General features: G+C 61.8%; 25 protein-coding genes and 2 pseudogenes. 13 read left to right on the forward strand and 14 right to left on the reverse strand.

What is annotated here, in order from left to right:
- Window positions 1-16: 16 nt before the first annotated feature.
- From ACEWFR_RS18455 to ACEWFR_RS18465, 3 genes are all read left to right on the forward strand, one after another.
- Window positions 17-1,216 carry a redox-regulated ATPase YchF gene (locus tag ACEWFR_RS18455; RefSeq protein WP_374062438.1) on the forward strand — a complete coding sequence of 400 codons (1,200 nt, stop codon included), beginning with the start codon at window positions 17-19 and terminating at the stop codon, window positions 1,214-1,216.
- 289 nt (window positions 1,217-1,505) lie between these two features.
- Complete coding sequence (locus ACEWFR_RS18460; RefSeq protein WP_374062439.1) at window positions 1,506-1,952, forward strand: hypothetical protein; 447 nt, start codon at window positions 1,506-1,508, stop codon at window positions 1,950-1,952.
- Window positions 1,953-2,250: 298 nt separating this feature from the next.
- Window positions 2,251-3,939: a spermidine synthase gene (locus tag ACEWFR_RS18465; protein ID WP_374062440.1), complete on the forward strand. Its 1,689-nt coding sequence runs from the start codon at window positions 2,251-2,253 to the stop codon at window positions 3,937-3,939.
- 47 nt (window positions 3,940-3,986) lie between these two features.
- Here ACEWFR_RS18465 and ACEWFR_RS18470 read toward each other — a convergent pair whose 3' ends face one another.
- Entirely contained in the window at window positions 3,987-4,781 is a 795-nt protein-coding gene (locus ACEWFR_RS18470) for a helix-turn-helix transcriptional regulator (protein WP_374062441.1), read from the reverse strand.
- A gap of 239 nt (window positions 4,782-5,020) precedes the next feature.
- On the opposite strand from ACEWFR_RS18470, the gene ACEWFR_RS18475 reads away from it, so the two are divergent.
- Complete coding sequence (locus ACEWFR_RS18475; RefSeq protein WP_374062442.1) at window positions 5,021-6,028, forward strand: DMT family transporter; 1,008 nt, start codon at window positions 5,021-5,023, stop codon at window positions 6,026-6,028.
- On the opposite strand, the gene pth2 is transcribed toward ACEWFR_RS18475, so the two are convergent.
- Entirely contained in the window at window positions 6,025-6,363 is a 339-nt protein-coding gene (pth2, locus tag ACEWFR_RS18480; protein WP_098727400.1) for a peptidyl-tRNA hydrolase Pth2, read from the reverse strand. The two genes, ACEWFR_RS18475 and pth2, sit on opposite strands and share 4 nt — an antisense overlap.
- 193 nt (window positions 6,364-6,556) lie before the next feature.
- Between pth2 and ACEWFR_RS18485 the strand changes: the two genes are divergently transcribed.
- The gene (locus ACEWFR_RS18485) at window positions 6,557-6,835 is read left to right on the forward strand and encodes a hypothetical protein (RefSeq protein ID WP_374062443.1); all 279 of its coding nucleotides are present in this window, start codon (window positions 6,557-6,559) and stop codon (window positions 6,833-6,835) included.
- A gap of 80 nt (window positions 6,836-6,915) precedes the next feature.
- On the opposite strand, the gene ACEWFR_RS18490 is transcribed toward ACEWFR_RS18485, so the two are convergent.
- Window positions 6,916-7,731, reverse strand: a complete 816-nt coding sequence (locus tag ACEWFR_RS18490; RefSeq protein WP_374062444.1) for a hypothetical protein — start codon at window positions 7,729-7,731, stop codon at window positions 6,916-6,918.
- Between the two features lie 234 nt (window positions 7,732-7,965).
- Between ACEWFR_RS18490 and dcd the strand changes: the two genes are divergently transcribed.
- Window positions 7,966-8,568 carry a dCTP deaminase gene (gene dcd / locus ACEWFR_RS18495; protein ID WP_226038832.1) on the forward strand — a complete coding sequence of 201 codons (603 nt, stop codon included), beginning with the start codon at window positions 7,966-7,968 and terminating at the stop codon, window positions 8,566-8,568.
- 399 nt (window positions 8,569-8,967) lie between these two features.
- Window positions 8,968-9,765 (forward strand): alpha/beta fold hydrolase, encoded by a 798-nt coding sequence (locus ACEWFR_RS18500; RefSeq protein ID WP_374062445.1) that lies wholly within the window; start codon window positions 8,968-8,970, stop codon window positions 9,763-9,765.
- A 63-nt stretch (window positions 9,766-9,828) separates the two neighbouring features.
- Here ACEWFR_RS18500 and ACEWFR_RS18505 read toward each other — a convergent pair whose 3' ends face one another.
- The gene (locus ACEWFR_RS18505) at window positions 9,829-11,133 is read right to left on the reverse strand and encodes a YhjD/YihY/BrkB family envelope integrity protein (protein WP_374062446.1); all 1,305 of its coding nucleotides are present in this window, start codon (window positions 11,131-11,133) and stop codon (window positions 9,829-9,831) included.
- A 314-nt stretch (window positions 11,134-11,447) separates the two neighbouring features.
- On the opposite strand from ACEWFR_RS18505, the gene ACEWFR_RS18510 reads away from it, so the two are divergent.
- Window positions 11,448-11,648 carry a hypothetical protein gene (locus ACEWFR_RS18510; protein ID WP_374062447.1) on the forward strand — a complete coding sequence of 67 codons (201 nt, stop codon included), beginning with the start codon at window positions 11,448-11,450 and terminating at the stop codon, window positions 11,646-11,648.
- A gap of 58 nt (window positions 11,649-11,706) precedes the next feature.
- On the opposite strand, the gene ACEWFR_RS18515 is transcribed toward ACEWFR_RS18510, so the two are convergent.
- Complete coding sequence (locus tag ACEWFR_RS18515) at window positions 11,707-12,828, reverse strand: tRNA (guanine(26)-N(2))-dimethyltransferase (RefSeq protein WP_374062448.1); 1,122 nt, start codon at window positions 12,826-12,828, stop codon at window positions 11,707-11,709.
- A 141-nt stretch (window positions 12,829-12,969) separates the two neighbouring features.
- Here ACEWFR_RS18515 and ACEWFR_RS18520 point away from each other — a divergent pair, with 141 nt between their 5' ends.
- Entirely contained in the window at window positions 12,970-13,326 is a 357-nt protein-coding gene (locus ACEWFR_RS18520; RefSeq protein ID WP_098726071.1) for a hypothetical protein, read from the forward strand.
- Between the two features lie 73 nt (window positions 13,327-13,399).
- On the opposite strand, the gene ACEWFR_RS18525 is transcribed toward ACEWFR_RS18520, so the two are convergent.
- The 6 genes from ACEWFR_RS18525 to ACEWFR_RS18550 all read right to left on the reverse strand — a co-directional run bounded on the left by ACEWFR_RS18525 (window position 13,400) and on the right by ACEWFR_RS18550 (window position 18,240).
- Window positions 13,400-14,599 (reverse strand): Cdc6/Cdc18 family protein, encoded by a 1,200-nt coding sequence (locus ACEWFR_RS18525; RefSeq protein ID WP_374062449.1) that lies wholly within the window; start codon window positions 14,597-14,599, stop codon window positions 13,400-13,402.
- Window positions 14,600-15,544: 945 nt separating this feature from the next.
- Complete coding sequence (hisH, locus tag ACEWFR_RS18530; RefSeq protein WP_374062450.1) at window positions 15,545-16,207, reverse strand: imidazole glycerol phosphate synthase subunit HisH; 663 nt, start codon at window positions 16,205-16,207, stop codon at window positions 15,545-15,547.
- Between the two features lie 90 nt (window positions 16,208-16,297).
- Window positions 16,298-16,894 (reverse strand): uracil-DNA glycosylase family protein, encoded by a 597-nt coding sequence (locus tag ACEWFR_RS18535; protein WP_374062451.1) that lies wholly within the window; start codon window positions 16,892-16,894, stop codon window positions 16,298-16,300.
- A gap of 224 nt (window positions 16,895-17,118) precedes the next feature.
- A complete protein-coding gene (locus tag ACEWFR_RS18540) occupies window positions 17,119-17,322 on the reverse strand; it encodes a hypothetical protein (protein WP_374062452.1) in 204 nt (67 codons plus the stop codon).
- Between the two features lie 145 nt (window positions 17,323-17,467).
- A complete protein-coding gene (locus tag ACEWFR_RS18545; protein ID WP_374062453.1) occupies window positions 17,468-18,043 on the reverse strand; it encodes a DUF99 family protein in 576 nt (191 codons plus the stop codon).
- A complete protein-coding gene (locus ACEWFR_RS18550) occupies window positions 18,043-18,240 on the reverse strand; it encodes a DUF5786 family protein (RefSeq protein WP_374062454.1) in 198 nt (65 codons plus the stop codon). Before ACEWFR_RS18550 ends, ACEWFR_RS18545 begins: the two co-directional genes overlap by 1 nt.
- Before the next feature lie 256 nt (window positions 18,241-18,496).
- On the opposite strand from ACEWFR_RS18550, the gene ACEWFR_RS18555 reads away from it, so the two are divergent.
- Window positions 18,497-19,123, forward strand: coding sequence for an MBL fold metallo-hydrolase (locus tag ACEWFR_RS18555; RefSeq protein ID WP_374062455.1), 627 nt, complete (start codon window positions 18,497-18,499; stop codon window positions 19,121-19,123).
- A gap of 95 nt (window positions 19,124-19,218) precedes the next feature.
- On the opposite strand, the gene ACEWFR_RS18560 is transcribed toward ACEWFR_RS18555, so the two are convergent.
- The 3 genes and pseudogenes from ACEWFR_RS18560 to ACEWFR_RS18570 form a co-directional block, all read right to left on the reverse strand.
- The gene (locus ACEWFR_RS18560) at window positions 19,219-19,368 is read right to left on the reverse strand and encodes a 50S ribosomal protein L40e (RefSeq protein WP_098727401.1); all 150 of its coding nucleotides are present in this window, start codon (window positions 19,366-19,368) and stop codon (window positions 19,219-19,221) included.
- A gap of 152 nt (window positions 19,369-19,520) precedes the next feature.
- Window positions 19,521-20,024 (reverse strand): DUF367 family protein, encoded by a 504-nt coding sequence (locus ACEWFR_RS18565; RefSeq protein ID WP_098727402.1) that lies wholly within the window; start codon window positions 20,022-20,024, stop codon window positions 19,521-19,523.
- Window positions 20,025-20,154: 130 nt separating this feature from the next.
- Window positions 20,155-20,751 (reverse strand): annotated as a pseudogene (locus ACEWFR_RS18570) (IS5/IS1182 family transposase); the annotation flags it as partial.
- Window positions 20,752-20,855: 104 nt separating this feature from the next.
- On the opposite strand from ACEWFR_RS18570, the gene ACEWFR_RS18575 reads away from it, so the two are divergent.
- The 3 genes and pseudogenes from ACEWFR_RS18575 to ACEWFR_RS18585 all read left to right on the forward strand — a co-directional run bounded on the left by ACEWFR_RS18575 (window position 20,856) and on the right by ACEWFR_RS18585 (window position 22,891).
- Complete coding sequence (locus tag ACEWFR_RS18575) at window positions 20,856-21,587, forward strand: hypothetical protein (RefSeq protein ID WP_374062456.1); 732 nt, start codon at window positions 20,856-20,858, stop codon at window positions 21,585-21,587.
- A gap of 89 nt (window positions 21,588-21,676) precedes the next feature.
- Window positions 21,677-21,802: pseudogene (locus ACEWFR_RS18580) on the forward strand (ISH3 family transposase); the annotation flags it as partial.
- Between the two features lie 186 nt (window positions 21,803-21,988).
- A complete protein-coding gene (locus tag ACEWFR_RS18585) occupies window positions 21,989-22,891 on the forward strand; it encodes a hypothetical protein (protein ID WP_374062476.1) in 903 nt (300 codons plus the stop codon).
- The last annotated feature ends 108 nt before the right edge of the window (window positions 22,892-22,999 follow it).

Raw genomic sequence — 22,999 nt, forward strand, 5'->3', positions numbered from 1 at the left:
TCGCCCACTCCGGATAATGAGTGCGAGTTACCGGATCGGACTGGTCGGCAAACCGTCAGTCGGCAAGTCCTCCTTTTTCAACGCTGCAACGATGAATGACGTGCCCGAGGGGGCCTACCCGTTCACGACCATCGATCCCAGCGTGGGCGAGGCCTACGCCCGCGTCGACTGTGCCGCACCGGAGTTCGACGAGGAGTGCACCCCCAACGTCGGCTACTGTACGGACGGCACGCGGTTCGTCCCGACGAAACTCGTCGACGTGGCCGGACTGATCCCCGGCGCACACGAGGGCAACGGCCTGGGCAACCAGTTCCTCTCCGACCTCAATGAAACCGACGTGCTCGTCCACGTCGTCGACTTTTCCGGCAAAACGGACGCCGAGGGCGAAGCGACGGAGGGTCACGATCCGCGGGACGATATCGCCTTCCTCGAGGAGGAACTCGACCAGTGGTATCTGGGCGTCCTCGAGAAGGGGATCACTCGATACGAGACGGGCTACACCACAGAGGACGACGCCATCGAGGAGGAACTCGCCGAGCAGATGAGCGCGTTCAAGACCAGCGAAGACGAGATCAAACGCCTCATCCGGCGCGTCGGCGTCGGCTTCGACCCCGCAGAGTGGGACGCGGACGACCAACTCGAGTTGGCCCGCGAGATCCGTAAAGAGACCAAGCCGATGGTCATCGCGGCGAACAAGATGGACACCCCCGAGGCGCAGGCGAACTACGAGGAGATTACCAGCGATCCCGAGTACGATCACCTGACGATCGTCCCCTGTAGCGCCCACGCCGAGAAGGCGCTGAAGTCGGCCGAACAGGCCGGCGTCGTCGACTACCGACCCGGCGACGCGGACTTCGACATTCTGGGTGATGTCTCCGGCGATCAGGAGGAGGGCTTAGAGCAGATCCGCGACTTCCTCGAGGAGTTCGGCGCGACGGGGGTCCAGGCGGCCCTCGAGACGGCGCTGTTCGACGTACTCGGCGTGACGCCGGTGTTCCCCGGTGGCGCGAACGGGCTGGGGAACGAACGTGGCGAGGTGCTGCCCGACTGCTATCTGATCCCGCCGAACTCGACCGCGGAGGACTTCGCGTACAGCCTCCACTCCGACATCGGCGACGGCTTCCTGCACGCGATCGACTGTCGGAGCAACCGCCAGCTCGGCAGTGACTACGAGGTCGAGGCGAGGGATGTGATCGAGGTCATCACGACGAACTGAACGACCGCTTCGGACTCGAGCGGTGGTTGCGCTCGGTGTGCGCCCCGGCATCCGCGAACTGTCGGACGAACCGACGCGAGCACTGAGGAGCGCCCCCGTCGAATCGTCGACGGCTCGACGGCGATGTGAACGAAAACTGAGGTACCTCTCCTCATGGTTGTGATTTGTGCAGTATCTACCGACCACGAACGATGGTTCCGAACTGGAAGTGGCGATTCCAAGACATACCATGCTATTTTGGCGGAAGGATAATTGCCCCTACTTGTGAGTAAGAAAGTGTGCTATCCGAATGAGTACGACAGCTACTACAAATCAACCCGCCGACGTTTCAGACGCGAGCGATAGTGAATCGCCGACTGAAGAGACGGCGGACCTCTCTCTCGACGACGTGTTTCACATTCTGCAGACCTTTCGCCGTCGAGAGGCGATCCGGTACATGCTGCAGGCGGGCGACCTCGTCAAGATGTGTGATGTCGCCGAACACGTTGCCGCGAAAGAACACGAGACGACCGTCAAGCAGTTGATGTCGGATGAGCGCCAGCGTGTCTACATCCCACTCTACCAGTCCCACCTGCCGGAACTCGACGAAGCGGGCATCATCGACTACGACAAACCTCGCGGCATCGTGCGGCCGGGCGAGTGCCTCGAGCAGTTCCGACAGTACCTCGATTCCGCCCCTTTGGAGACGGACGACGCGAAGGAGGATGCGACCGGTACGAGCGCCAACGACCGGTAGTGTGCTGTTATCGGCGTCAGCCTCAGCCTTCTCCTCGCGCCTGCGGTGGGGATACTCCAGCTTCCCGGGTTGATCCTCGGTGTGATCATCACGGCGCTGTTCATGCGTGAAACGACCGCGTTCTGAGCGATTGTGTTCTCTGCACCGCCGTTACCACCGTCTCAGGAAGCGGTGATTGACTCATACCGAACACCAGAATGGACAGCAGTGAAGCGCCGTAGCGACCTCGCCGCTCGAGTCCCGGCGACTGTCGGTGTGAGGCGACAAGTTCTCATTACGGGACCGCTACTGTCCGATAATGAGTATGCGGCAGCTGTCCGGCTACCGACCGACGAAACCCGACGTCGCGGTATTCGTCTCCGGCGTCACCAGTATGGGGCTGGAGATACTTGCGGGCCGGATCATCGCCCCCCAGTTCGGCAGCAGTATCTACACCTGGGGGAGCATCATCACCGTCTTCCTCGCCGCGCTGAGCCTGGGGTACTGGCAGGGCGGAAAACGAGCGGAAACGGCATCGAACCGTCGAATGACCTGGATTTTGCTCGGGACGGCGGCCTACGTCGCCATCGTGATCTACGGGAGCGGCCAACTGCTGCTCTCGGCGTCTGCGATACCCCTTCCGGCCCGGTACGCCTCGCTCCCGGCCGTGCTCATCCTCTTCGGGCCGCCGACATACCTGCTGGGCTTTATTAGCCCCTACGCGGCCGAACTTTCCGAGAAGAAGGGGATCGGCGAAGCGTCGGGACACGTCTACGCGCTCGGCACTATCGGCAGCATCGTCGGTGCGGGTGCGACGACGTATTTCCTCATCCCGACGCTCGGCATCGACATGATCGGGCTCCTGTTCGGGCTCATTCTCGTCGGAACTGCGTTCGCGCTCACGCTCCCCGCCCTCTCCCCGCGGCCGGCGGCCGCAAGCGTTGCGATCGCGCTCTTGCTCGTCGTCGCGGCCGGACTCGGGCCGGTGGCGTTCGACCACCGCGGCGACGTCGTCTACCAGACCCAGACGGCCTACCAGGAACTCGAGGTCATCGACGACGGCGATGTCCGGACGCTGTATCTGGACGACGCCCGCCACAGCGCGATGGATCTCGATGATCGCGATCGGCACGTCTTCGAGTACACGCGATATTTCCACCTGCCGATGTTGATGGTCGACGATCCCGACGAGGTCGAGAACGTGTTGTTCATCGGCGGGGGCGGGTATACCGGGCCGAAGGACTTTGAACGGAAATACGACGTCAACGTCGACGTCGCCGAACTCGATCCCGCGGTGACCCGGGCCGCAAAGGACTACTTTCACCTCGAGGAGGGCGAGAACATGACCGCCCACACGGAAGACGGCCGCCGGTTTCTCCGGGATACCGACACGACCTACGACCTGATCATCCTCGACGCCTATCAGAAGGATCAGGTCCCGATCCACCTGACGCAGCTGGGGTTCATGGAACTGGCCGAGGAGCGCCTCTCCGATGACGGCGTCTTCCTCGCGAACGTCATCGCCTCGCCTAGCGGGGCCGGCTCCGAGTTCTACCGGGCGCAGTACAAGACGATCGACGAGGCCTTCGCCTCGACCTACAGCTACCGCACCTCGGACACGGGTTCGGTCCAGAACATCGAGGTGGTCGCCACGAAGGCCGACACGGACTTCACCGAAGCCGAGCTCGCCGAACGAAACGAGCGCCGCGACGTGGGGATCGACCTGAGCGGCGAAATCGAGACCTCATTGGACGAACCCAGAACCGACGACGTCCCGGTGTTGACCGAGGACCACGCGCCCGTCGACAGCCTCCAGGCGTCGACGGTCGGCCAGAAGTACGTCATCGAACAGACCGGGGAGGAGGAGACGCAGCCGGAACCCGCATCGATCGGGACGGGATCGGAACCGCTCGGGGTCAGACCGGATCCGATCGCGGTCGCACGGCCCGCACCGGTGCTCGAGTCGGTGACAGTCGACCCAGCACAGACCAGGCCAGTTCCAGCGTAGCGTTCCGACCACGCACCACTTTTGATCGGTCCTCGGTCGGATACGCTTCAGTCGGATAGCGTCTCGGCCTCGAGCGGCGTCGCCGTCCGCCAGTAGTGATCCAGCGAGTCCTCGGCCCACGAGCGAACGGCGGCGTCCTCGGTGTCGACGGAGGCCCGGAGGATGCCGTTCTCGTCGCGCAAGAGCAGGTAGACGACCTCGTCGACGATCATTATCGCGATCGGGACGCCCTCCTCGCGGACTCTGATTTCGGCGTCCTCGGCTGCAAGTAGCGCCTCGAGTTGGTTTCGAAGCTCCGACTCGTCGGCCAGCGCGTCGATCGCGTTGCGGCCGAAGACCCCGCTGAACCGCTGGTTACCGGCGGTCACGCGCTCTCGAACGACGCGCAGCGTCTGTCCGTTGAACGTGTGGGAGAACGTCCGGACATCGTCACCGTCACGGATGAAATCGAGTAAGCGACTCAGCGGCGCGTTCGGCCGCGTCGCGCTGGGGACCGTGATCGTGGCGTCCGAGAGCCGCCGGAGATCGAAGTCCATCGCGTGCGTCGGCAGGTAGTCCACGATATCGCGGAGTTTCCCTTCCGTCTCGAGGATCTCCTGCAAGTCGGTAAATCCCTCCGCGACGAGCCGACCCGTGGCGGTCGCGACGTACTCGCTTCCGTCGTGTCTGATCCACGATCGATCCTCGAAGTCGCCGAGAATCCGTCCCAGCGTCGCCTGCGAAGCGCCGGTCGCGGTCGCCAGTTCGTTGCGCGTGTGTCGTCCCTCCGCCAGCAGTCCGAGCACCTCGACGCGGTTCGCCGAGAGCGCGAGAAACTCAATCTCCTCGAGCGCCGATTCCATACGGGTACTCCGGGTCGCCGCGGGAAATCGTTTTCGTAGCGTGAAAGACTTTCACGGTCTGGCGGTCTGTCGCGGGTCCCGGCTATTTTCCCCGCTCGTCGACCTTTCTTCCCGTGAAATTATTTCTGAACGAAACTATATACTCAGCTCTCCTACGGTGTAATACGATGATCTTCGCTATTCGCGCGTCGGCCGGTATCGGTTCGACGCACACGATTCGTTCGGGGGTACCGGCATAGATGGTCTCCCGTCGCACTGCCGTTTTCTTCGCCCTCTCGAGTCTGTTTTTCGGCGGGACGTTCGTCGCCGCGAAGGCCGGACTCGCCTACTTCCCGCCGCTGCTGTTTGTCGCCCTTCGGTTCGACATCGCCGCCGTCGTCATGCTGGCGTACGTCGGTCTGACGTCGTCGCGGTCGGAGCTACTTCCGCGGACGCGCGGTGACGTCGGGGCAATCCTCGCGACCGGCGTGCTCGCGATCGGCCTGACGAACGCGCTGTTGTTCGTCGGCCAACAGTATGTTACCAGCGCCGTCGCCTCGATCGTGTACAGCCTCAACCCGATCATGACCCCGGTGTTCGCCGCGTTCTTGCTCTCCGACGAGCGCCTCTCTCCGCGCGGTGGGGCCGGCATGGGACTCGGCCTGCTCGGGGTCGGCCTCGTCGTGAGCCCGGACCCCGCGAACTTGCTGGGGGGTGCCGTCGGCAAGGGGATCCTCTTCGTCGGCGCGATCGCCGCCGCGCTAGGGGCCGTCCTCATCCGCCGGGCCGACAGCGATCTCCCGAGCACGGTCCGCGTCGCCTGGGGACTCCCCTTCGCCGCGGCGCTAAGCCACCTGCTGGCCTGGTCGAGCGGCGAGTCCGCGGCCGCGATCACGTGGTCTACCGAAGCGATCCTCGCGCTGGGCTACGTCAGCATCTTCGCCGGCGTCATCGCGTACATCGCCTACTTCGGCCTCATCGACACGGCCGGCGCGATCCGCGCGAACCTGATCTTCTACGTCGTCCCCGTCGTCTCGACGCTCGGCGGCTGGGCGCTGCTCGGCGAGACCATCGACGCGCTCGCGATCGCCGGCTTCCTGACGATCTTCGCCGGCTTCGCGGTCCTGGGAAGCGCCTCGATCGACGTCCGCTCGCTGCTCCCGAGCGCCCTCACTGACGGGATACTTCCGGACGCTATCACCGACGCGTCGCTTCCCGACGACGAGTCGGGGGTCAGGGAGGAACCCCGCGGCTACCGCTCGGACTAGAACAGCGAGAGTTCGCCGGTCACGCTATCGACACGATCGTCCGCCGCCGGGCCGACGGCCAGCGCGGTGACGGTCCCGGGCTCGAGTTGGGTGTGTCCGGCGTCCCGGATGATGGCGGTCGGAATCCCCTCGCTCTTGGCGATCTCGGAGAGTTCGTGCAGTTGCCGCTCACTTTGGCCCTTCAGGACGACTTTCTTCTGGCCGCCCTGTTTCCACTGATCCTGTAGCTGGCTGTCGGCCTTTTCGTAGGCCGACAGCGACGCGTGGGCGACCTGCGCCGCGAGCTTTCCCTGTCCCATGCCGATGTCGGTGCGAGCGACGATTGCCTGTTTCATAGCCGAAACGAGGACGGGGGCGGTGTTAGCATTGACTATCTCGGCCCCGCCCGACGGCAGTGCCGTACTCACCGTCATGGCTGGAGACGAAAATCAGGGCGGGAGATAACGATCATGGCGGGAGACGAAGACGAAGAAGGAGAGTTGGCGGCCGACCGAAATGTACAGCACGGCTCGGCTCCTCTCCGTCCGTATGTCACCGACTGTCGACGACCTCCGAAACGAGATCCGACTCGCCGTGGGCCGGTACGAACGCGTCGAATCGACCGCGTTCACCAAGGAAGCGCTCGCCGCGATCTGTGACGCCGTGGAGGCCGATATCGAGACGGACCGACTGTCCCCGAAATCGGAGATGCGAGCGAGTATCCGCCGACGAATCGGTCTCGAGGACGGAGACGATCCGGACCGTGCCGAGGGCCCCTTCCGGAAAGCGGAACTCGAGGCCATCGCGGCATCGCTTCGGAACGAGTAGCGACTACCGAATTGTGCGACGGGACGGTCGAGAACCCGATTGGCGGGCGTTACGGTCAGTTTGCCGATCAGTGCGAGGAGTCAGCAAACGATTTCGCCGTCGAGACAGAGCTCTCGTTCGGTTCGTCTCGCCTCCGGCCCCGCTTCGACGAGCGTCGGCTCGTCGACCGGTTCCGCAAACCGATCCGGGTCCGGGTCGACGCGCTCGAGCATCGCCGAGAAGACGGAGCCCCGCCGGCCGCTGGCGAACACGATGCCGCCGTATTTTCGCTCCTCGAACGCGGTCTCATCCGGATCGGGAAACTCCTCGCGGATGAGCTCCGCCGTCTCTCTGAGGTACGTTGCCGCCTGTTGCTGTGAGTACAGACTCTCTTCGTAGTACGTCTCCGCGTGCTCGTCGGCCAGTTCTTCGGCGGAGTGTTCCGGTGACTCGTAGCAGACCGACTCCCTGGTGGTGTACCCGCTCGCGAATCGGATATTCAGTGTGAAACTATCGGGATACCGGAGGGTGAGCGGGGAGAACAGCATGTCCGTAATGGTGGTGTGCTGTTGTATCCGCCAGGCTCCCTCGAAGTAGTACGCGGCGAGCGCCCCGATCCGGTCGTCGCGCTCGCCGCGGTTGTACGCCATCGCGGCCTCGTGGAAGTCCTCACCGGCGATTCGTCGAAGCCGTCGTCTGAAACTCTCGGCGACGTGATCGCGCTCCGCTTCGTAGGCGTCTAGCACGGACGCCGCGGGGTCAGCGAGGAGGTCCGCCTTTCGCTCTCGAGCGTCCGCCACGGTCATCATGTTCTCATGGAAGACCCGCTCGGCCTCCAGATCGGGAAGCGGTATTCTGACCGCTCGCTGATGCAGAACCCTCGTGTCACCGTTGAATCGGGTCCGGGTCCCGTCCATACGACGGCCTTCGTGATACAGCGTTATAATCGGTTAGGCCGTCTGAGAGAGGTTTTCGGATAATTCACACGATCGAGATCGTATTGCGAGCGAGAGTGTCCGGCTCTCGTCTGGACTGTCGGATCCGTTCGGGGGGAGCGCTCGAGCCGCGAAGTCGGCGTGCATCGCAGCGCTTCCGTCGAGCCCCGACTGCGGACCGGGAAATTTAGGGCCCCGTACTCGCTCTGACACGGTATGATCCTCTCCGATGCGGACATCCTCGAGCGCCTCGAGGCCGGCGACCTCGTCGTCGACCCCCTCGACGACCCGAAACTGCAGATCCAGCCCGCAAGCGTCGACCTCCGACTGGGTCGAGAGTTCCTCGAGTTCCAGCGGACGAACATCCCCTGTATTCACCCTAACTCCGAGGACGAAGTCGACGACTACGTCACCGAAACGCTCGTCGAGGACGGCGACGACTTCATCCTGCACCCCGGCGACTTCGTGCTGGGGACGACCCACGAGCGCGTCGAGATCCCGGACGACCTGATCGCGCACGTGGAGGGGCGCTCCTCGCTGGGCCGCCTCGCCGTCGTCGTGCACGCCACTGCGGGTTTGTGCGACCCCGGGTACCGGGGCCAGATCACCCTCGAACTGTCAAACCTCGGATCAGCACCGGTCGCGCTCACCCCGGGGATGCGCATTTCCCAGCTCACTTTCACCGAACTCAAGACGCCCGCGGAGCGGCCCTACGGTAGCGAACGCGGCTCCAAGTACCAGGATCAGGACGGCCCGCAGGCCTCCCGGATCCAGAGCGACGACGAGTTCGGCGGCGATCAACTCGAGCGCGAGGACTGACCCCGATCACCGGAGACGGTCGAACGACAACGGCTGAACACGCCGGCAGGGGATTCACTTCGTGAGATCACCGTGGACACCGTTCGGCTCGAGGGTTCCCTCCCGATACGGGACGATTCGAGGCCCGATAAACAGTCAGAGCGCAGTGAGCCGTCGGACCGAACGTCGAGGACGGAGCCGGTCGGCGGAATGAGCGGGACCGACGAGACGGAGCCGGTCGGCGGAATGAGCGGGACCGACGAGACAGAGGTCGCCGACGACATAGCCGACGCCGACGACCGCGGGGACGAGTGACATCGTCTGATTGCGACGGCGGAATCGCGCGCAACTGCGACTGGAGAACCCGTTGCCGTGTTTCGCCGGGTTGCCTACTAAGCCCCTCGTGCTGCTACGTGGGCTATGGCCTGGACAGACGAAAGCGGCGGCTCCGAGGGTGTCGACATCAACGGCCCGTCGGACGCACAGTCGATCGTGTTCGTACACGGCGCGATGTTCACGCGGAAAATGTGGCTGCCTCAAACGCGCGACCTCTCCGGGGAGTTTCACACCGTCGCCCCCGATTTACCGGGCCACGGCACTCGCGCCGGCAAGCCGTTCCGGATGGAGCCGGCGATCGACGTCCTCGAGGACACCCTCGAGACGCACGCCGACGGGTCGGCCGTCCTCGTCGGGCTCTCGCTCGGGGGCTATGCCGCCACGGAGTACGCATATCGCCATCCCGACGAGGTCAACGCGCTGGTGTTGTCGGGGAGCAGCGTGAACCCGGTGAATTCGATGGAACTCGGCACGCGGCTGACCGGGGGACTGGCGCGGCTTCTGACGAAACCCGATGTCGGAAAGCGTGCTGTCGAGAAACTCGCGACGCGCTGGGTACGGAATCGGGAGCTGGCGCCGGATATCGAGCGAGAGATCATCGGCGCCGGCTTCTATCCGAAGCAGTTCGGCGACGCGGGGCCGGACATCGCGGGCGAGGATTTCCGGGCGAAACTCTCGACGTACCCCGGCTCGACGCTCGTCCTCAACGGCGAGAACGACAAGCTGATGCGCCGCGGCGAGCGGGCCCACGCCGGGGCTGCGCGGGACGGCCGCGTGGAAGTACTCGCGGATGCCGGCCACATCTGTAACCTCCACCGACCGGCGACGTACACGGATCGGGTTCGACGGTTCGTTCAGCAGACCGTCCCCACGAAACAGTAAGACAGGACGGGGGTGATCGTCGTCGTCGGGCGCGTGCGCTCGAGAGTCGGTCGCCGCGGCGGTTCACGAACGCCGATCGCCGATCGCGTTGCGCAGCCGGCCGGGGAGTCCGAGCAGAGAGATTCCGAACCCGAACAGCACCATCAGCACGTACAGCCCGAGCGTCGAGGTCCAGACGACGAACATCGCGAGGATCGACCAGCCGCCCGCCAGGAAATAAAACGCCGCGATCGACATCGCGGTTCCGTACAGCAAGACGAGGTACGGCCCCCAATCGGTCGCGTGGCCGCGTCGTACTCGCCGTCGAACGTAGCGTTTGAGCTCGCTCTCGAGAGATTCTTTCCTGACGGTTCGGCTCTCGACGTCGTCCTCGAAGGCGTCGACGCGATCGTGCAGCCGCTCGATCTCTTCGCGCAGTACCTCGGGGTCGTCCGCGCGGTCGCGCGTCCGAGCGCTCGTTCGACTCGCCCTCGCGCTGGCGCGGTCACTGGCCCGGTCCTCCGTGGCCCCCTCGTCGGCACCCGTGGCGTCGTCGGTCATCGCTTCTGTCGGAATCTGTCGATGTCCGGGACTTTGTAGCTGCCGATCCACTTCACGGTTGGCGAGGACTGCGTTGAGGACCGCACCGAAGACGAGGATGATCGAGCCGATGTAGAGCCAGACGAGGACGAGGAACACGGCACCGAGCGCGCCGTAGACCGCGTATCCGGTCGCCAGACCGGTGTACAGCGAGAACGTGCGGCTCAGTGCGAACCAGCCGACCGCGGCGACGATCGTTCCCGGTGCGGCCTCGCGAAGGCCGACGTTCGCGTCCGGAAAGATGACGTACAGCGGCAGGAACGTTGCGGTCAGCCCGAGAACGACGAACAGCTGTCCGACGATCGAGAGTCCGAATCCGGTCACGAACCGGATCACCAGCTCGAGCGCGCCGACGACGATGAGACCCAGCGAGATGCCGACGGAGACGATCGTCGCATCCCAGACGGTGTCGAGCAGCGATTTCTCCCCCGCAGTGCCGTACACCTGTGAGAAGGCCCGATCGAGACCGCGGAGGACCCGGCTCGAGCCCCAGAGCAGACCGAGGATGCCGACGATGGTCGCTCCCTGGCGGCCGGTGTCATCCACGAGCGTCTCGGCGAGCAGCTCCTGAGCGTCCGCCGTGAGTACGTCGCTCGCCGCCGCCGTGAGCCGCGCTGCGAGCGCCTCGCCGCCGATCGATGCCGCGATCCCCAGCGCGAGCAGCATGAGCGGGACGAGCGAGATGAAGCCGTAGAACGCGACACCCGCTGCGAGCAGCGTCAACTGTTCGTCCCTGGCGAGCCGAACGGCTTCGCCCGTCACCTCGAGTCCTCGTCTGTGATCGATCACGCGTGGCCCTTCGGCGTGGGCTACAATATGTAATCGCACGGCACGGCGTTGCAACGGTTCGTTACGATGGTGCAACAGCGTCCGCTCCTCGAGTCAGGTGCGATGTCGGCGCTCGGTTCTCTCTGGAGATGCTCGTACGGTCCCGTTTGCGGCCGTAGAAGTCGATTAGCCAACGCAATTCAGATCGAGTTCAACTGTCGGGACCCCGTTCGCGCCCGACGCTGGTGGGGTCCGTCGGCGGTATCGTCTCGTGGTCGTGCCGTCGCGCGAGTCGAACCCGCCTTATTTTTCTGTCAGTGGGAAAACTCGATCGTATGGAGCAACGACGCTGCCCCGACTGCGGGGTACCGATGGAATCGGTTTCCGTTCGCGATACCGAGGGTATGAGCCTGTCCATCGCGACTGGGAAACGCGACGGACTACTGGGCAAGATCGGCCTGCAGAACACGACGAAACTGCAGGGCGTCTGCTGTCCGGAATGCGGGCTCGTTCGCCTGTACGCGGACGTGGAGTAACGGGGCCTCTCGATGCGGTCAGTCGAACCGTTTGTCGATCCGGTTCGTCGAAGCGCGGTCAGTCGAGGTTCCCCTCGGTCGCCACGCGGATCTCGCCCACGCTGGCGTCCGTCTTGAATGTCGTTCCCCCATAGTGGGCTCTCGAGGCCGCATACCCCGCCTCGCGCAGGTCGGTCAGGAACTCATCCATCGCGTTCGCGGGCAGCCCCCAGTTCCGACAGAGCTTGTGCTGGTCGTAGTGTGTCGGCTCGTCTAGTTCGGCCGAGAGCGCGTCGCAGAGCTCTCGAGCCTTGGGTGCGGTATCGAACGTGTATGGGATTTCGTCGCGGACCGCGGCGACGAACGTGGGATTCCGGACGGGGCCGAGCCAGACGGGACCGGCGGTGAGCATTCGATTCCCGCCACAATGGGGGCACGTCTCGAGCGGATCGGCGATCAGCCCGGAATCGCTCTCCCGGTAGAGACAGTCTTCGCAGTGGTAGAGGTGGCCTAACTCGTCGATCGCGGCGTCGGCCGCAGTGGGCTTGTGCTCGAGCTCGAGGTAGGTCCGAACGTAGTGACTGGTCGCGTGGGTCAGGAGCGGCTCGATACCGACGTCGACGCGCGCGGCGCTGCGGGTGAGCGCAGAGATAAGAATCCGAACGCCCATCTCCGCATGGTAGTCCGTGTTCCGGGGGATCGCAGAATAGGAGCGCACGCCGCTGTTGAAGTGAGCCCCGCACAGCGGCGCGGTGTCCGTCGCAGTGACGCAGACGAGGTCCCGACAGTTCGCGAAGGCCGCGTCGGCGAACGGCATCGGCGTCCCGTAGGGGTCGAGATCGATCACGTCGAACGGCTCCTCGTGCATGAGGGCGGAGACATTACGGTGTTCGACCCGCGCCCCCTCGTCGCAGTCGTTTCGCTCGAGGTTCTCCCGTGCGAGGGCGACCGCCTCCTCGTCGACGTCACAGCAGGTAACCTCCCAGCCGTCGGCGGCGGCCCTGACGCCGCGGACGCCGCTCGCGGTCATCGCGTCCAGATACGAGGTGGCACGATCCTCGCGCTCGCGATAGGCTCGCAGCGTCGCGATCGTCAGATCCCGGTTCAGTTCCTGTCGCGGATTGTAGAAGACCGCTTCCTCGATGCCCTCGGTCTGCTCCCCGGGGACCTCGAGTTCGACCCCGCCCTCAGTGACGCGCATACCACGTCTCGTCGGTAGCGGGCGAAAAGCGGTGTGGTCTCGTGCGGCTCGAGCGGTGCGGAAGTCGAGGTAGATCCGATCGGTCCGCCGTCGCGGTACAACAACCAAACCGATTTTACAGTTGGGGACACAGTTCCGGTCGTGTCGGAGGCCAACCCCGTCGAGCGATGGCAGGCCGCCCTCGAGGAAGCCGGCGAACTCACGCCCGCAATCGTCGGCGACATCTCGCAGGTCCACGGCGACCGCGGGGTTCGCGCCATCGAGGCGGTCGGCGAAAACCGTGTGAAGGCCTACCGCGATTTCACGATCGTCGTCGGCTACGACGACGAGTACATCGTCGAAGACGGCGGCTGTACCTGCAAGGACAGCGAGTACAACCTCGACGCGGACGATCCAACCGAGAAGTGCTGGCACTCGCTGGCCGTCGCGATCGCTCGTCGAGTCGGCCACGTCGACTACCACGATATGTGGTACTCGGAGGTCCGCGAACTGCTGTAGCCGATTGCCGCTGTGCGTAACTGTTATTGCCGTCGTTTCGGGTTCGAATTACCTGTCGGTCGATCGATTTCCGTCATTCGGATTCATTGCAAGCGGCGATGATGACTTTCGCATCGTCGATCAGCCGATTCTCCATGTAGTTTCCTTTGCCTCTGCCGGCCCACTTGCGCTCCTGATCGATGATCGAGAGGAACTCGAGTTCCGAAAGGATGTCTCGGACGCGCCGGAGCTTCAGATGCTCGGACTGATCGCGGTCGCACAATCGCTTGTACAGGTCGTACGCTTCGTTCGTCGTTATTGGTGCATCGTCCCCCTCTTTTTGCTGGGTGAGCAGCGCCATCGCCTCGAGAACCAGTTTCGCGTGACTCGGGCTCTTGGAAATCAGTTCGGCCAGGCGACTGGTTTCCTCGCGCTCGTGAGCGTGATCGACGCAGTCCTCCGTGACGGAATCGTGGTCGTTCTCCTCGGCGATCTCGCCGGCGAATCGGAGGATATCGATCGCCTTCCGCGCGTCGCCGTGTTCGCGGGCTGCGAGCGCGGCGACGCGAGGGACGACGCCGTCCTCGAGCACGCTCTCGTGGAACGCGTCGGAGCGCGACCGGAGAATCTCTCGGATCTGGGTCGCGTCGTACGGAGAGAAGACGTACTCCCGTTCACAGAGGCTCGATTTGATCCGCTCGTCCAGCGAGTCCTTGTACCGAACTTTATTCGAGATTCCGATGACGCCGATCGTGCTCTCGGTGAGCTTTCCCGATTCGACCGCCCGCGAGAGCTGCATCAGGATTTCGTCGTCTTCGATCTTGTCCACTTCGTCCAGGATAATTAGCGCAACGTCGTACCGAGTGTCGACAATGCGCCAGAGGCGACGGTAATACTCGGCCGTACTCAACCCCGAATGGGGGATCGAGATCTCCGTTTCCGTCTGCTCGTTGAGCTGATGACCGGCCGATTGCACGGCCTGTGTTTCCGTCGATTCCTGGAGACAATCGACGTAGGCGACGCCGATCGACACGTCGTTGTCCTTCGCACGCTCGACGGCGTGATTCGTGATGAACTTCGAACAGAGGGATTTCCCGGTGCCCGTCTTTCCGTAGACGAGAACGTTGTTTGGCGTGTTCCCGCGCGTGGCCGGTTTGATTGCGTTCGCGAGATTCGTCAGTTCGTCATCGCGGCCGATAATCCGGTCGCCGTCAGGGAGGTGTGAGACCTGCAGGAGTTCCTTGTTCCGGAAGACCTCATTTTCGCTGCCGAAGTAATCCATCGAGTCGGACATTCAGTTGGCCGAACGATTCGACGGAGACTACTTAATCCATTCGAACCGTGGTGCCGCTGTATGTCGTCTAAATATGCTTTAGAGGGGTTAAAGCTGGGGATTCTTACCCCCCAATGCCGCTGTATGTCCGGAATAGAACTCCGTATTTCCGCTGTATTGCCCGTCCGTGACTGTCCGATTTCGCTGTCTCGTACTCGAGCCCCTTCTTCTCGAGAGTCGGTTCGCCGGGTTCACCTGCAGTTGCGTACCGAATTTCTGCTGTATATCGACGGAACGGGTTATAGATGGGCTGACCCAGCTGTCCACCACCCCTCGGTGCCGCTGTATTCGGAGTCACACACCCCGCGGTGCCGCTGTAACGACGCGACGGTGGGGGCGTACCAGAAACGATGGTTCGAGCCTGCAGGTCGAGCGAAAGAGGGGATCAGGAGAGCGATTCGGTGACTGACGATACTGGACTGAATCGACTCGAGTGACGATTCTGCGTTCGAAACCGACCGAACGTACTTGCGTTCAAAACACTCAGTGGATGGTGACACACCAGTAGTATTTAACAGCACCGTCTCCCAATTTGGACGACGTAACAGATGAAGTGAATATTTATCCACCTCGAGCGAAATACCGCAGCTCAGCCATTATCTCGGGAACTTACAGCGGCACCGCGGGGTGTGTCTCTCCGTCACTTGGCTCGACTCCGTCACTTGGCTCGACTCCGTCACTTGGCTCGATTTAGTCCTCTCGACCCGGTGAGCGCAGTCACGTCTCTGACCGACTCCAGTAATCCACTCTGCTGTGCAGTTTCCGATGAAACTCCGCGGAATCTGTACTCCCGTCTCACCACCCGCCTTTTTCCGCTCGGGTTCGTTCGCGCTGCTCACTCACCACTCGCGCAAAAATCTGGACCAAAAAGGGCCGCTCACTCCCGGTGGTCGTTTACGGTCAAAATCACGCTTCGGCGCAGATTTCAACGAAGTTCCGCAAGATCTGCAGCCCCGTCTCGCCGCTCTTCTCGGGGTGGAACTGCGTGCCGAAGACGTTCCCCGCCTCGTTGGCCACGATCGAGGGGAACTCGAGTTCGTAGTCCGTCGTCGCGACCGTCGCGTGCTCATCGTCCGGGGCCGCGTAGTAGGAGTGGACGAAGTAGGCGTAGTTTCCGTCCACGCCCGCTACGAGGGGGTGATCCCGCTGGACCTCGAGTTCGTTCCAGCCCATGTGCGGAACCTTCTGGCCCTCGGCGAATCGGACGTTGGTTCCGGGGATCAGATCCAGCCCCTGGACGGCCGACTCGCCGTCGGTTTCGCCCTCCTCGCTCGTCGTGAGGAGCATCTGCATGCCGAGACAGATACCGAAGAGGGGGGTGCCGCTGTCGGCCACCTCGAGGAGGTCCTCGCGGAGCGGGTCGGCGTTCTCGACGCCCTCGCGGAACGCGCCGACACCGGGCAGGACGACGCCGTCGGCCGCCGCGAACGCCGCGGGATCGTCGGTGATTTCGACGTCGGCACCCGCGCGCTCGAGGCCGCGAGTGACGCTGCGGAGGTTGCCCAGTCCGTAGTCGACGATGACGACGGAGGCGAGGGACTGCTCCTGTGGAGACGAAACGGTGCTCATACCGGCAATCGGTGCGGCGCGGTAAAATGTATTCCCCTTCCAGTCAATTTTCACCGGACGCTTCGCTATCTCCGGTGAGCAACACCCGCCTCAGAAGCCGTCGAGTCGCGATTGCCCGCCCTCGCTGTCGGCGACGCCCGCGAGATCCGCCGCCCGCTCGAGGGCGTTCTCGAACGTTTCCTCTTGGCTGCGGTCGTACAGGGTCGCCGCCGGATGCACGCAGATCAGCAATCGGCGGGGCGTCCCGTCGATCCGGATCTCCTCGAGATCGCCCGCCTCCTTGGTCACCGCGACCGAGCGCTCGAGGAGGTGTTCGCTTGGAACCTTCCCGAGCGTGACGATCACCTCGGGATCGAGGCGATCGATCTCCCGCTCGAGGTAGCCCCGACAGTTCGCGAGTTCGTCTTTCTTCGGATCGCGGTTCTCCGGCGGGCGACAGCGCACGCAGTTGGTGATACGGATATCACTGCGTGCGAGGCCGACGGTTCGGAGCCCGTCGTCCAGGACGGTACCGCTGCGACCCACGAACGGTTCGCCCTGCTCGTCTTCCTTGGCACCAGGCCCTTCGCCGACGAACAGCAGGTCTGCATCCTCGGGTCCGGCACCGTTGACGATCCGGCTGCGAGAGTCGACGAGCGCCGGACAGCGCGTACAGTCCGTCACGCAGAGATCTTCCATCTCTCCCATGGTCGTGGCTCGAACGGCCACCTACTACGTCTTTCTCCTTTGAATGCCGTTCGGAGGAGGTGAATAGACCAAAGCATCGATTTTTGGAGCCGCTATCGCACCTTCCGAATGTCGCTTAAGCTCTGTGTCAGGAAACTGTTGATGGGGCATGAACAACTATCAACCGTACCTGTAGCCCGTATCATCCAACGAGTGGACGAACGCGGCCGGTTCGATTCCGCCGTTCACTCCCCGAGTCCCATTTTCTCACCGGCCCAGTATCCTGCTCCAGCTATCCCTACCGCGACAAGTACGATCAACACATACGCAGGATCGAAAACTATCCCAACCCAGTCCTCTCCGCCGGAGAAAATGACGACCCAAACTGCGGCTCCCAGATAGACGAAGAGAAATACACCGATGTACCGGATAACTGTACTAGTATCCATCACCACCTTAATTCGAACTAGAAGAAGAAAAACATTTTTATAGGAATGGTGCGAAATTCGAAATTCGGTGCTGCGAAACCGACAGCAATGGTGGAAAACGGCGACCACATGCTCTCCGATAGGGCTCGTTTCGGGGCAGGGACTGCTACACGGATCGAGCGTACGAATCAGCCGCTCGAGCCGCCTCCCTCGCGACCCGAATCGGCTCCGGACGGCCGCCTGCGGGCGTGAACGCCCGAACGACTTCGTCGGCGTCAGCGGGCTCGAGACCCACGCACCTCACGTAGACGGTCTCGCCGTTGACCGACAGTTCGCGTCGCTCCGGTACCGCCCGGTAGCTCTCGAGGCGCGCCTCGAGTTCGTCACCCGAAAACGCGTCCCGGAGACCGGCCTCGAGGCCGCCGCTCGCTTCGAACGTGACGGCGAGTACCGGCCGCTCGACTGCGCGGTGTATCGTCGAAAGATCGAGAACGTTGTACCAGGCGGGGGCGATGGCGCCGAGCAGGACGTACCGGACATCGGGCCGCTCGAGGTCGTCGATCAGGTCGATGACGGCGTCGGTCGCGTCGGTACCGCCGACGCGACAGGAGCCGTACGCGAGCCCGTCGAATACGCGATCGGCGCGAACGACGGCGCCGGCGAGCGTACTTCGGGGTCGGCCGTCGGTCCGATCGTCGCGGTACGATTCGGCGATGCCCAGCGCCCGTACCCCGGACTTCATCAGCCGTCGGTACCGTCGTCGCCGTCGCCGTCGTCTTTGATCGCTTTGAGTCGGTCGAGCAACTCGTCGCTGGACGCGCCGTTCTCGAATTCGATCGTTCCGTCGTGGCTGTTCTCTTCCGATGTCACTGCGTCCTCGTCATCAAAATCAGCGTCGACGTCCTGCTGTTCGGATTCGTCGTAGCTCCCGAATCCCATACGGTGCCACCTACGAGAGTCCGATTAAAAAAGTCAATGGTTACGGTTTAGTAGGTGTTTTAAAGTGGCTGATACGCACCGGAGACCGGCCAAAACCAATGGAAGGCACGTTGCGTATAAGAATAGAATCAAGTCTGAGGGGGAGAGTAAAGAGGAGAGTGAGGAGGAGAGTGAGGGAGCGGATTGCCACTGCTGGCTGATTGCAGAGCGGGTATCGAGGGCACCGTTTTTGCCGTCGGCCCGCAAGTGTCCCTATATGGAGGTACACCACGTCACCGAGGACGCGGAGACGTTCACGTGCAACGCCTATCTGGTCGTCGGCGATCGGACGACGCTGGTCGACGCCGGTGCGATGGATGGCGTCGTCGACGAGATCCGCGAGCACACCGACGACCTCGAGGCCGTCGTCATGACCCACCAGCACGGCGATCACGTTGCCCAGCTCGAAACAGTCTGTGATGCGTTCGATCCCGAGGTGTACGCGTACGACGATCACCCGACGCGGACGCACGAAATCGACGACGGCGATACGGTCCGGATCGGCGACGAGGACTTCGATGTCGTCTACACGCCGGGACACGCCGACGATCACGTCTCGTTTGTCTCCGACTCGTCGCTGTTCTCCGGCGACGTGGTCGTCCACGACGACGGCGCGTTCGAGTACGGGAGCTTCGGCCGCACCGACATGGCCGGCCAGTCCCGCGAGCGACTCATCGAGAGCATTCAAGACCTGCTCGAGCGTATGCCCGATAGTAGTCAGTCTGCCGGCGTCGAGCACATGTATGCGGGCCACGGCGGCGTCTTCCACGGCGACGTGCGCGACGTGGTGACGACGGCGCTCGAGCGAGCCGAAAAGCGAGAACCGAAGTATCCCGACGAATAGCAGCCGTTTCGACCGTCCGCGGTTCGGACGGCGTCGTAACTGGAAGACAGGGAGCGGAAGAAAACGGATCGATATTGGAGATCCGTCGCGGTCGATTATGCGGCGCGGGCTTCCTTCGCCTTGGGACGAAGCTTCTTGTAGCCGCACTTCCGGCACCGGTTGGCTCGCTTGGAGTTGCGAGCGTTACAGCGCATGCAGATCATCTTCTCGAGCGTCCGTTTCTCAGCGGCATCGAAACTGGCCATACCCGGCCTTCGCCCGTGGTGCATTTAATCGCTGTGGTCCGACTGGCGCGGTTCGACTCTCACAAACGGTCGCAGACGGGTGGCGATACGCTGTCCGCTGGGAACTGAGGATGGGAGTCAGTCGCCACCGTCGATCCGCATGCCGTACTCCGTCACTCCTCGTCGGCCAGATAATCCTCCTGCACCGCGACGACCTCGCTCGAGTCCGTACATTCGCTGTAGCGCCGCAGCGGTTCCTCGTTGAGCGTCAGAAAGGTCTCGCCCCAGCGGAACGGTTCGAGCAGGTCCTCGGCGCGCTCCCACTCGTCGAAGATGCAACACGCGCCGGCGAGCGCTTCGACGGTGGTCAGCCGGAACGGTCGACCGTAGTTGATCGGATTCGCGGCGACGAGGAACGGGAGCGCCCGGTGGACGCCGCGCATCTCGAACGACGCCGCCTCGGCGGATTCCCACGAGCAATCGAGGGCAACCAGCGTCCCCAGCCCCTCCTCGAGGTCGGCGGGCGAGAGCGCCTGCTCGGCGTGGGGGTTGAGGACGACCCCGTAGGGCACCTGCCCCATCGACCGATAGAGGGTCGCTTTATCGAACTTCTCGAGGCGACGCGCGGTACACTTCTCGGGGTCGTCGTCGCCCTCGTAGTAGACGTGACACTCCACGCGAGGCGATACGGCCGGCCGAGAGAAAAGAACCCCGGAACGCGAGTCAGTACCGCTGACTGTCCGGGTAGCGTTTTCCGCGCCTTGTCAGGCCAGCCCCCGTCGGAACGCCACCTCTCTGTCAGGAGGTGTCACGCGTGACGCGCATCGCCGTCTCTTGAGATGCTTGCTTGGATTGGGTGAATTCCGCTGCAATTGGGATCTTTGAACCGGTTGAGACGATTGTACAACCGAAGCCGTAGTAGTAGTAGTACTCCTCGGCTGTTGGGTCGTAGTTCCACGATGCAGCGTCGTTGTACTGGATCGCTTCGACGTGGGTTGAATCGATAGAGTCTGTTGAGTCGAGCAGGCCGCGGACAGCGGCCTGCTTGACGAGCCTGCCGAAGACATCGTCAACAATGTGTTCGAGGTCGGTGAGAAAGCGATCAATCCTGTCTATAGATGGCGGTTTGTCGAGTCCGCAGTAACCCGCCAAGGCCGTTCTGAAGTTCTCGTGTAACTGGGCGCGTACCGTAGACATCCTCGTAGTAGCAGTGCAGAAAGCCACGAAAGAGATCTGGTGGCTGATGCACTCGTGTTCGCCCCCGCCTACCGGGGGCGAACACGTCGTACTCCAGCAGAAACTCGAACGCAAGATGATCAAACAGCGGTTCTGTTCGGTAGCCGCCGTATCCAAGAAGTCGTCTACCGAAGCTACGTCTTGCAGAGCGTTGGTACTGCTAGACACCGTTTCCAAACCCTGCGGCCTCCCACGGGAGGCTTTCCATGATACGGTCCAGTGGCATAAAGATAAATTTTATATACAGTAAGGACTAAAATGTTGATGAAGTCATGAATGAAGGCTATAATGAAATCAACAGGCGTAGTGTTCTCAAATCAGCTAGCGGTCTTATTGGTGGCAGTCTCATGGCTGGCTCCGCCGCTGCGGCAAAGGACAAGAAGGCGATTGGCAATCAGAAAGCCAACAAGTTCGAAAAACTCACAGATTCGATCACGGTCGCCAATGGTAAGGCAAAAGTGAAAGGTCAGGTGAACGCACTCGGGAAGGAAAAAGCGAAACGTCGGACATCTGGGAAGGAAAAAGTTGAGATCTCTGCTAACGGGAAATCGCTCGCATTCACTGCCCAAAAAATTGTTAAACAAATGAATAAGGGTGTAGAAAAAGGATACTGGAAAATAAAAAAGAGTGCCGGCGAACTTGACGTTGATCTAACCGAAAAAGGACGTAGTAAATTTTTCAAGAGTGACAACAATCGCAAAGGCGGGGTCCAGATCCAAAGCCACTGTAATGGGAAATCAGAGATTGACGGCGACGTGGGCTATCTTGATGACGACGCTGTCGATGAGATTCAATGGGGAAGCGCATTATCTGCCGGCACCTTCACTATCGCTACTGCGATCGCCGCCTATTTTGGAGCAACTGCATTGGCGCCGATTGTGATGGCAATAGCGGCTGTCCTCGCGACGGTGACTACGATCTATATCGGTTTGACTAATGAAGGATGTGGAATTAAAATCGGGACTGATTCAGAAACCGTATCTTCACAGCATTGTGACTGCTAAGACTGGTACTTCCCAACCGACGTAATCAGCTGAATCGTATCGACGAGTTGATCATGAGAAAGTCTGCGTCTGGATGTGTTCAGCATCCGTTTACAGCCGTCGTCCGACCGCGAAAGGGTGGGCGCGACCTGCCCGAACAGTTCACATTCCAGACGTTCTGTGGCTGGATTCGCCACGAACTAGAAGCAGAGGTAGCGCGGCGGTGGAAGATCGAGACGAAAGTGTCGTCGTCCCGACGCGTACGCTCCGGTCGCGGGCTGACGGCCAGTCCGCGACCAGGCCGGCGAGTCTTCAGTAACAGCACTCGTCAGAACCGCTTCAACTCCCTCCTTCACGCTGAGGTCAATACTCAGTTTTTCAGCGTACCTAAATACTTTATACGCCCCACATCAAAATCAAATATGAAATATAATACCGAAAAATCGGTAGTTTCACCGGATGGATTGGGTCCTCGATTCGGCGTGCTCGTCGGCAGCTACGTAGCCGCGCTGATTGCGCCGACGCTTACTCTGTTCACTGTGGAGTATTTGGGCTGGCGCAGCAAAGTGCTTGCATTCACCGTTCTAGGAACGATCGGTATTACTATCGGTTCCGGGACAGCATTCCTAACAACCGACAACGGACAAATAGCCTCTTGGCTGAACTCAGGTTGGGTAGCCTGGCTCTTCCCGCTTCTCGGACTCGTTCCAATGATCGCTTACCATTTTAGTGTCCTCGAGGTGGTCGCTGTCTATCTCATCGACCCGGCTTCCATCCCCGTGTCAAGTCTCGTCGGTGCGACTGGGTTCCTACTCGGGATTGTCGCAGCTGTGGCAGGTGAGATCGCCATACGAGCGGCTCGTAATCGGGTTGCGTCTTCCGCTATCGAATCCGAGAATGTCCTAATAGAATGGACTTCCAGGTGGCCGCGGGGTCACAGAATAAAGGTGCAGGTATTCACCATGGTCACTGGATTGGTCCTAGTTGGGCTACTTTCATTTTGGCTTCCTCCACATCTGACTGTGTTAACTGCTCTCGTTGTCGTCGTCACAGTATCTAGTACAACAAACACAGTGCTGTCTGATAGAGCCTATAAGCTTACTCCGGCTGGGTTAGAGCTTCGTCGGAGTGGAAGTGGAAAATTGGTAACCTGGTGCCAATTTATACCAATGTCACAGATAAAATACGTTACAGTGTTGGAGAATCATGTAATATTACATCGATCCGGTCTTTTACCGAGTATTCGATTCGATCGAAACGATCTCCGGTTTGATGACGAAGAAATCATCAATAATCTCGAAGAATATCTTAATAGACGAGAATAAGGTGACACAGATCCGTCCCATAGCGTGATAACCCTGCCTTACGGAGCATCTTCTTGCCCTGTGCTTTCGCCTCGTCGTCGCTATCACAAACTACGAACACCGAGACGA

The organism is Natrinema sp. H-ect4, assembly GCF_041894845.1.
In the GTDB taxonomy this organism is placed as follows: Archaea; Halobacteriota; Halobacteria; order Halobacteriales; family Natrialbaceae; genus Natrinema.

Coding starts and splice junctions, on each gene's coding strand:
- ACEWFR_RS18455 (WP_374062438.1), top strand. CDS start 17: ATGAGTGCGAGTTACCGGATCGGACTGGTCGGCAAACCGTCAGTCGGC.
- ACEWFR_RS18460 (WP_374062439.1), top strand. CDS start 1,506: ATGAGTACGACAGCTACTACAAATCAACCCGCCGACGTTTCAGACGCG.
- ACEWFR_RS18465 (WP_374062440.1), top strand. CDS start 2,251: ATGAGTATGCGGCAGCTGTCCGGCTACCGACCGACGAAACCCGACGTC.
- ACEWFR_RS18470 (WP_374062441.1), bottom strand. CDS start 4,781: ATGGAATCGGCGCTCGAGGAGATTGAGTTTCTCGCGCTCTCGGCGAAC.
- ACEWFR_RS18475 (WP_374062442.1), top strand. CDS start 5,021: ATGGTCTCCCGTCGCACTGCCGTTTTCTTCGCCCTCTCGAGTCTGTTT.
- pth2 (WP_098727400.1), bottom strand. CDS start 6,363: ATGAAACAGGCAATCGTCGCTCGCACCGACATCGGCATGGGACAGGGA.
- ACEWFR_RS18485 (WP_374062443.1), top strand. CDS start 6,557: ATGTCACCGACTGTCGACGACCTCCGAAACGAGATCCGACTCGCCGTG.
- ACEWFR_RS18490 (WP_374062444.1), bottom strand. CDS start 7,731: ATGGACGGGACCCGGACCCGATTCAACGGTGACACGAGGGTTCTGCAT.
- dcd (WP_226038832.1), top strand. CDS start 7,966: ATGATCCTCTCCGATGCGGACATCCTCGAGCGCCTCGAGGCCGGCGAC.
- ACEWFR_RS18500 (WP_374062445.1), top strand. CDS start 8,968: ATGGCCTGGACAGACGAAAGCGGCGGCTCCGAGGGTGTCGACATCAAC.
- ACEWFR_RS18510 (WP_374062447.1), top strand. CDS start 11,448: ATGGAGCAACGACGCTGCCCCGACTGCGGGGTACCGATGGAATCGGTT.
- ACEWFR_RS18515 (WP_374062448.1), bottom strand. CDS start 12,828: ATGCGCGTCACTGAGGGCGGGGTCGAACTCGAGGTCCCCGGGGAGCAG.
- ACEWFR_RS18525 (WP_374062449.1), bottom strand. CDS start 14,599: ATGTCCGACTCGATGGATTACTTCGGCAGCGAAAATGAGGTCTTCCGG.
- hisH (WP_374062450.1), bottom strand. CDS start 16,207: ATGAGCACCGTTTCGTCTCCACAGGAGCAGTCCCTCGCCTCCGTCGTC.
- ACEWFR_RS18535 (WP_374062451.1), bottom strand. CDS start 16,894: ATGGGAGAGATGGAAGATCTCTGCGTGACGGACTGTACGCGCTGTCCG.
- ACEWFR_RS18540 (WP_374062452.1), bottom strand. CDS start 17,322: ATGGATACTAGTACAGTTATCCGGTACATCGGTGTATTTCTCTTCGTC.
- ACEWFR_RS18545 (WP_374062453.1), bottom strand. CDS start 18,043: ATGAAGTCCGGGGTACGGGCGCTGGGCATCGCCGAATCGTACCGCGAC.
- ACEWFR_RS18550 (WP_374062454.1), bottom strand. CDS start 18,240: ATGGGATTCGGGAGCTACGACGAATCCGAACAGCAGGACGTCGACGCT.
- ACEWFR_RS18555 (WP_374062455.1), top strand. CDS start 18,497: ATGGAGGTACACCACGTCACCGAGGACGCGGAGACGTTCACGTGCAAC.
- ACEWFR_RS18560 (WP_098727401.1), bottom strand. CDS start 19,368: ATGGCCAGTTTCGATGCCGCTGAGAAACGGACGCTCGAGAAGATGATC.
- ACEWFR_RS18575 (WP_374062456.1), top strand. CDS start 20,856: ATGAATGAAGGCTATAATGAAATCAACAGGCGTAGTGTTCTCAAATCA.
- ACEWFR_RS18585 (WP_374062476.1), top strand. CDS start 21,989: ATGAAATATAATACCGAAAAATCGGTAGTTTCACCGGATGGATTGGGT.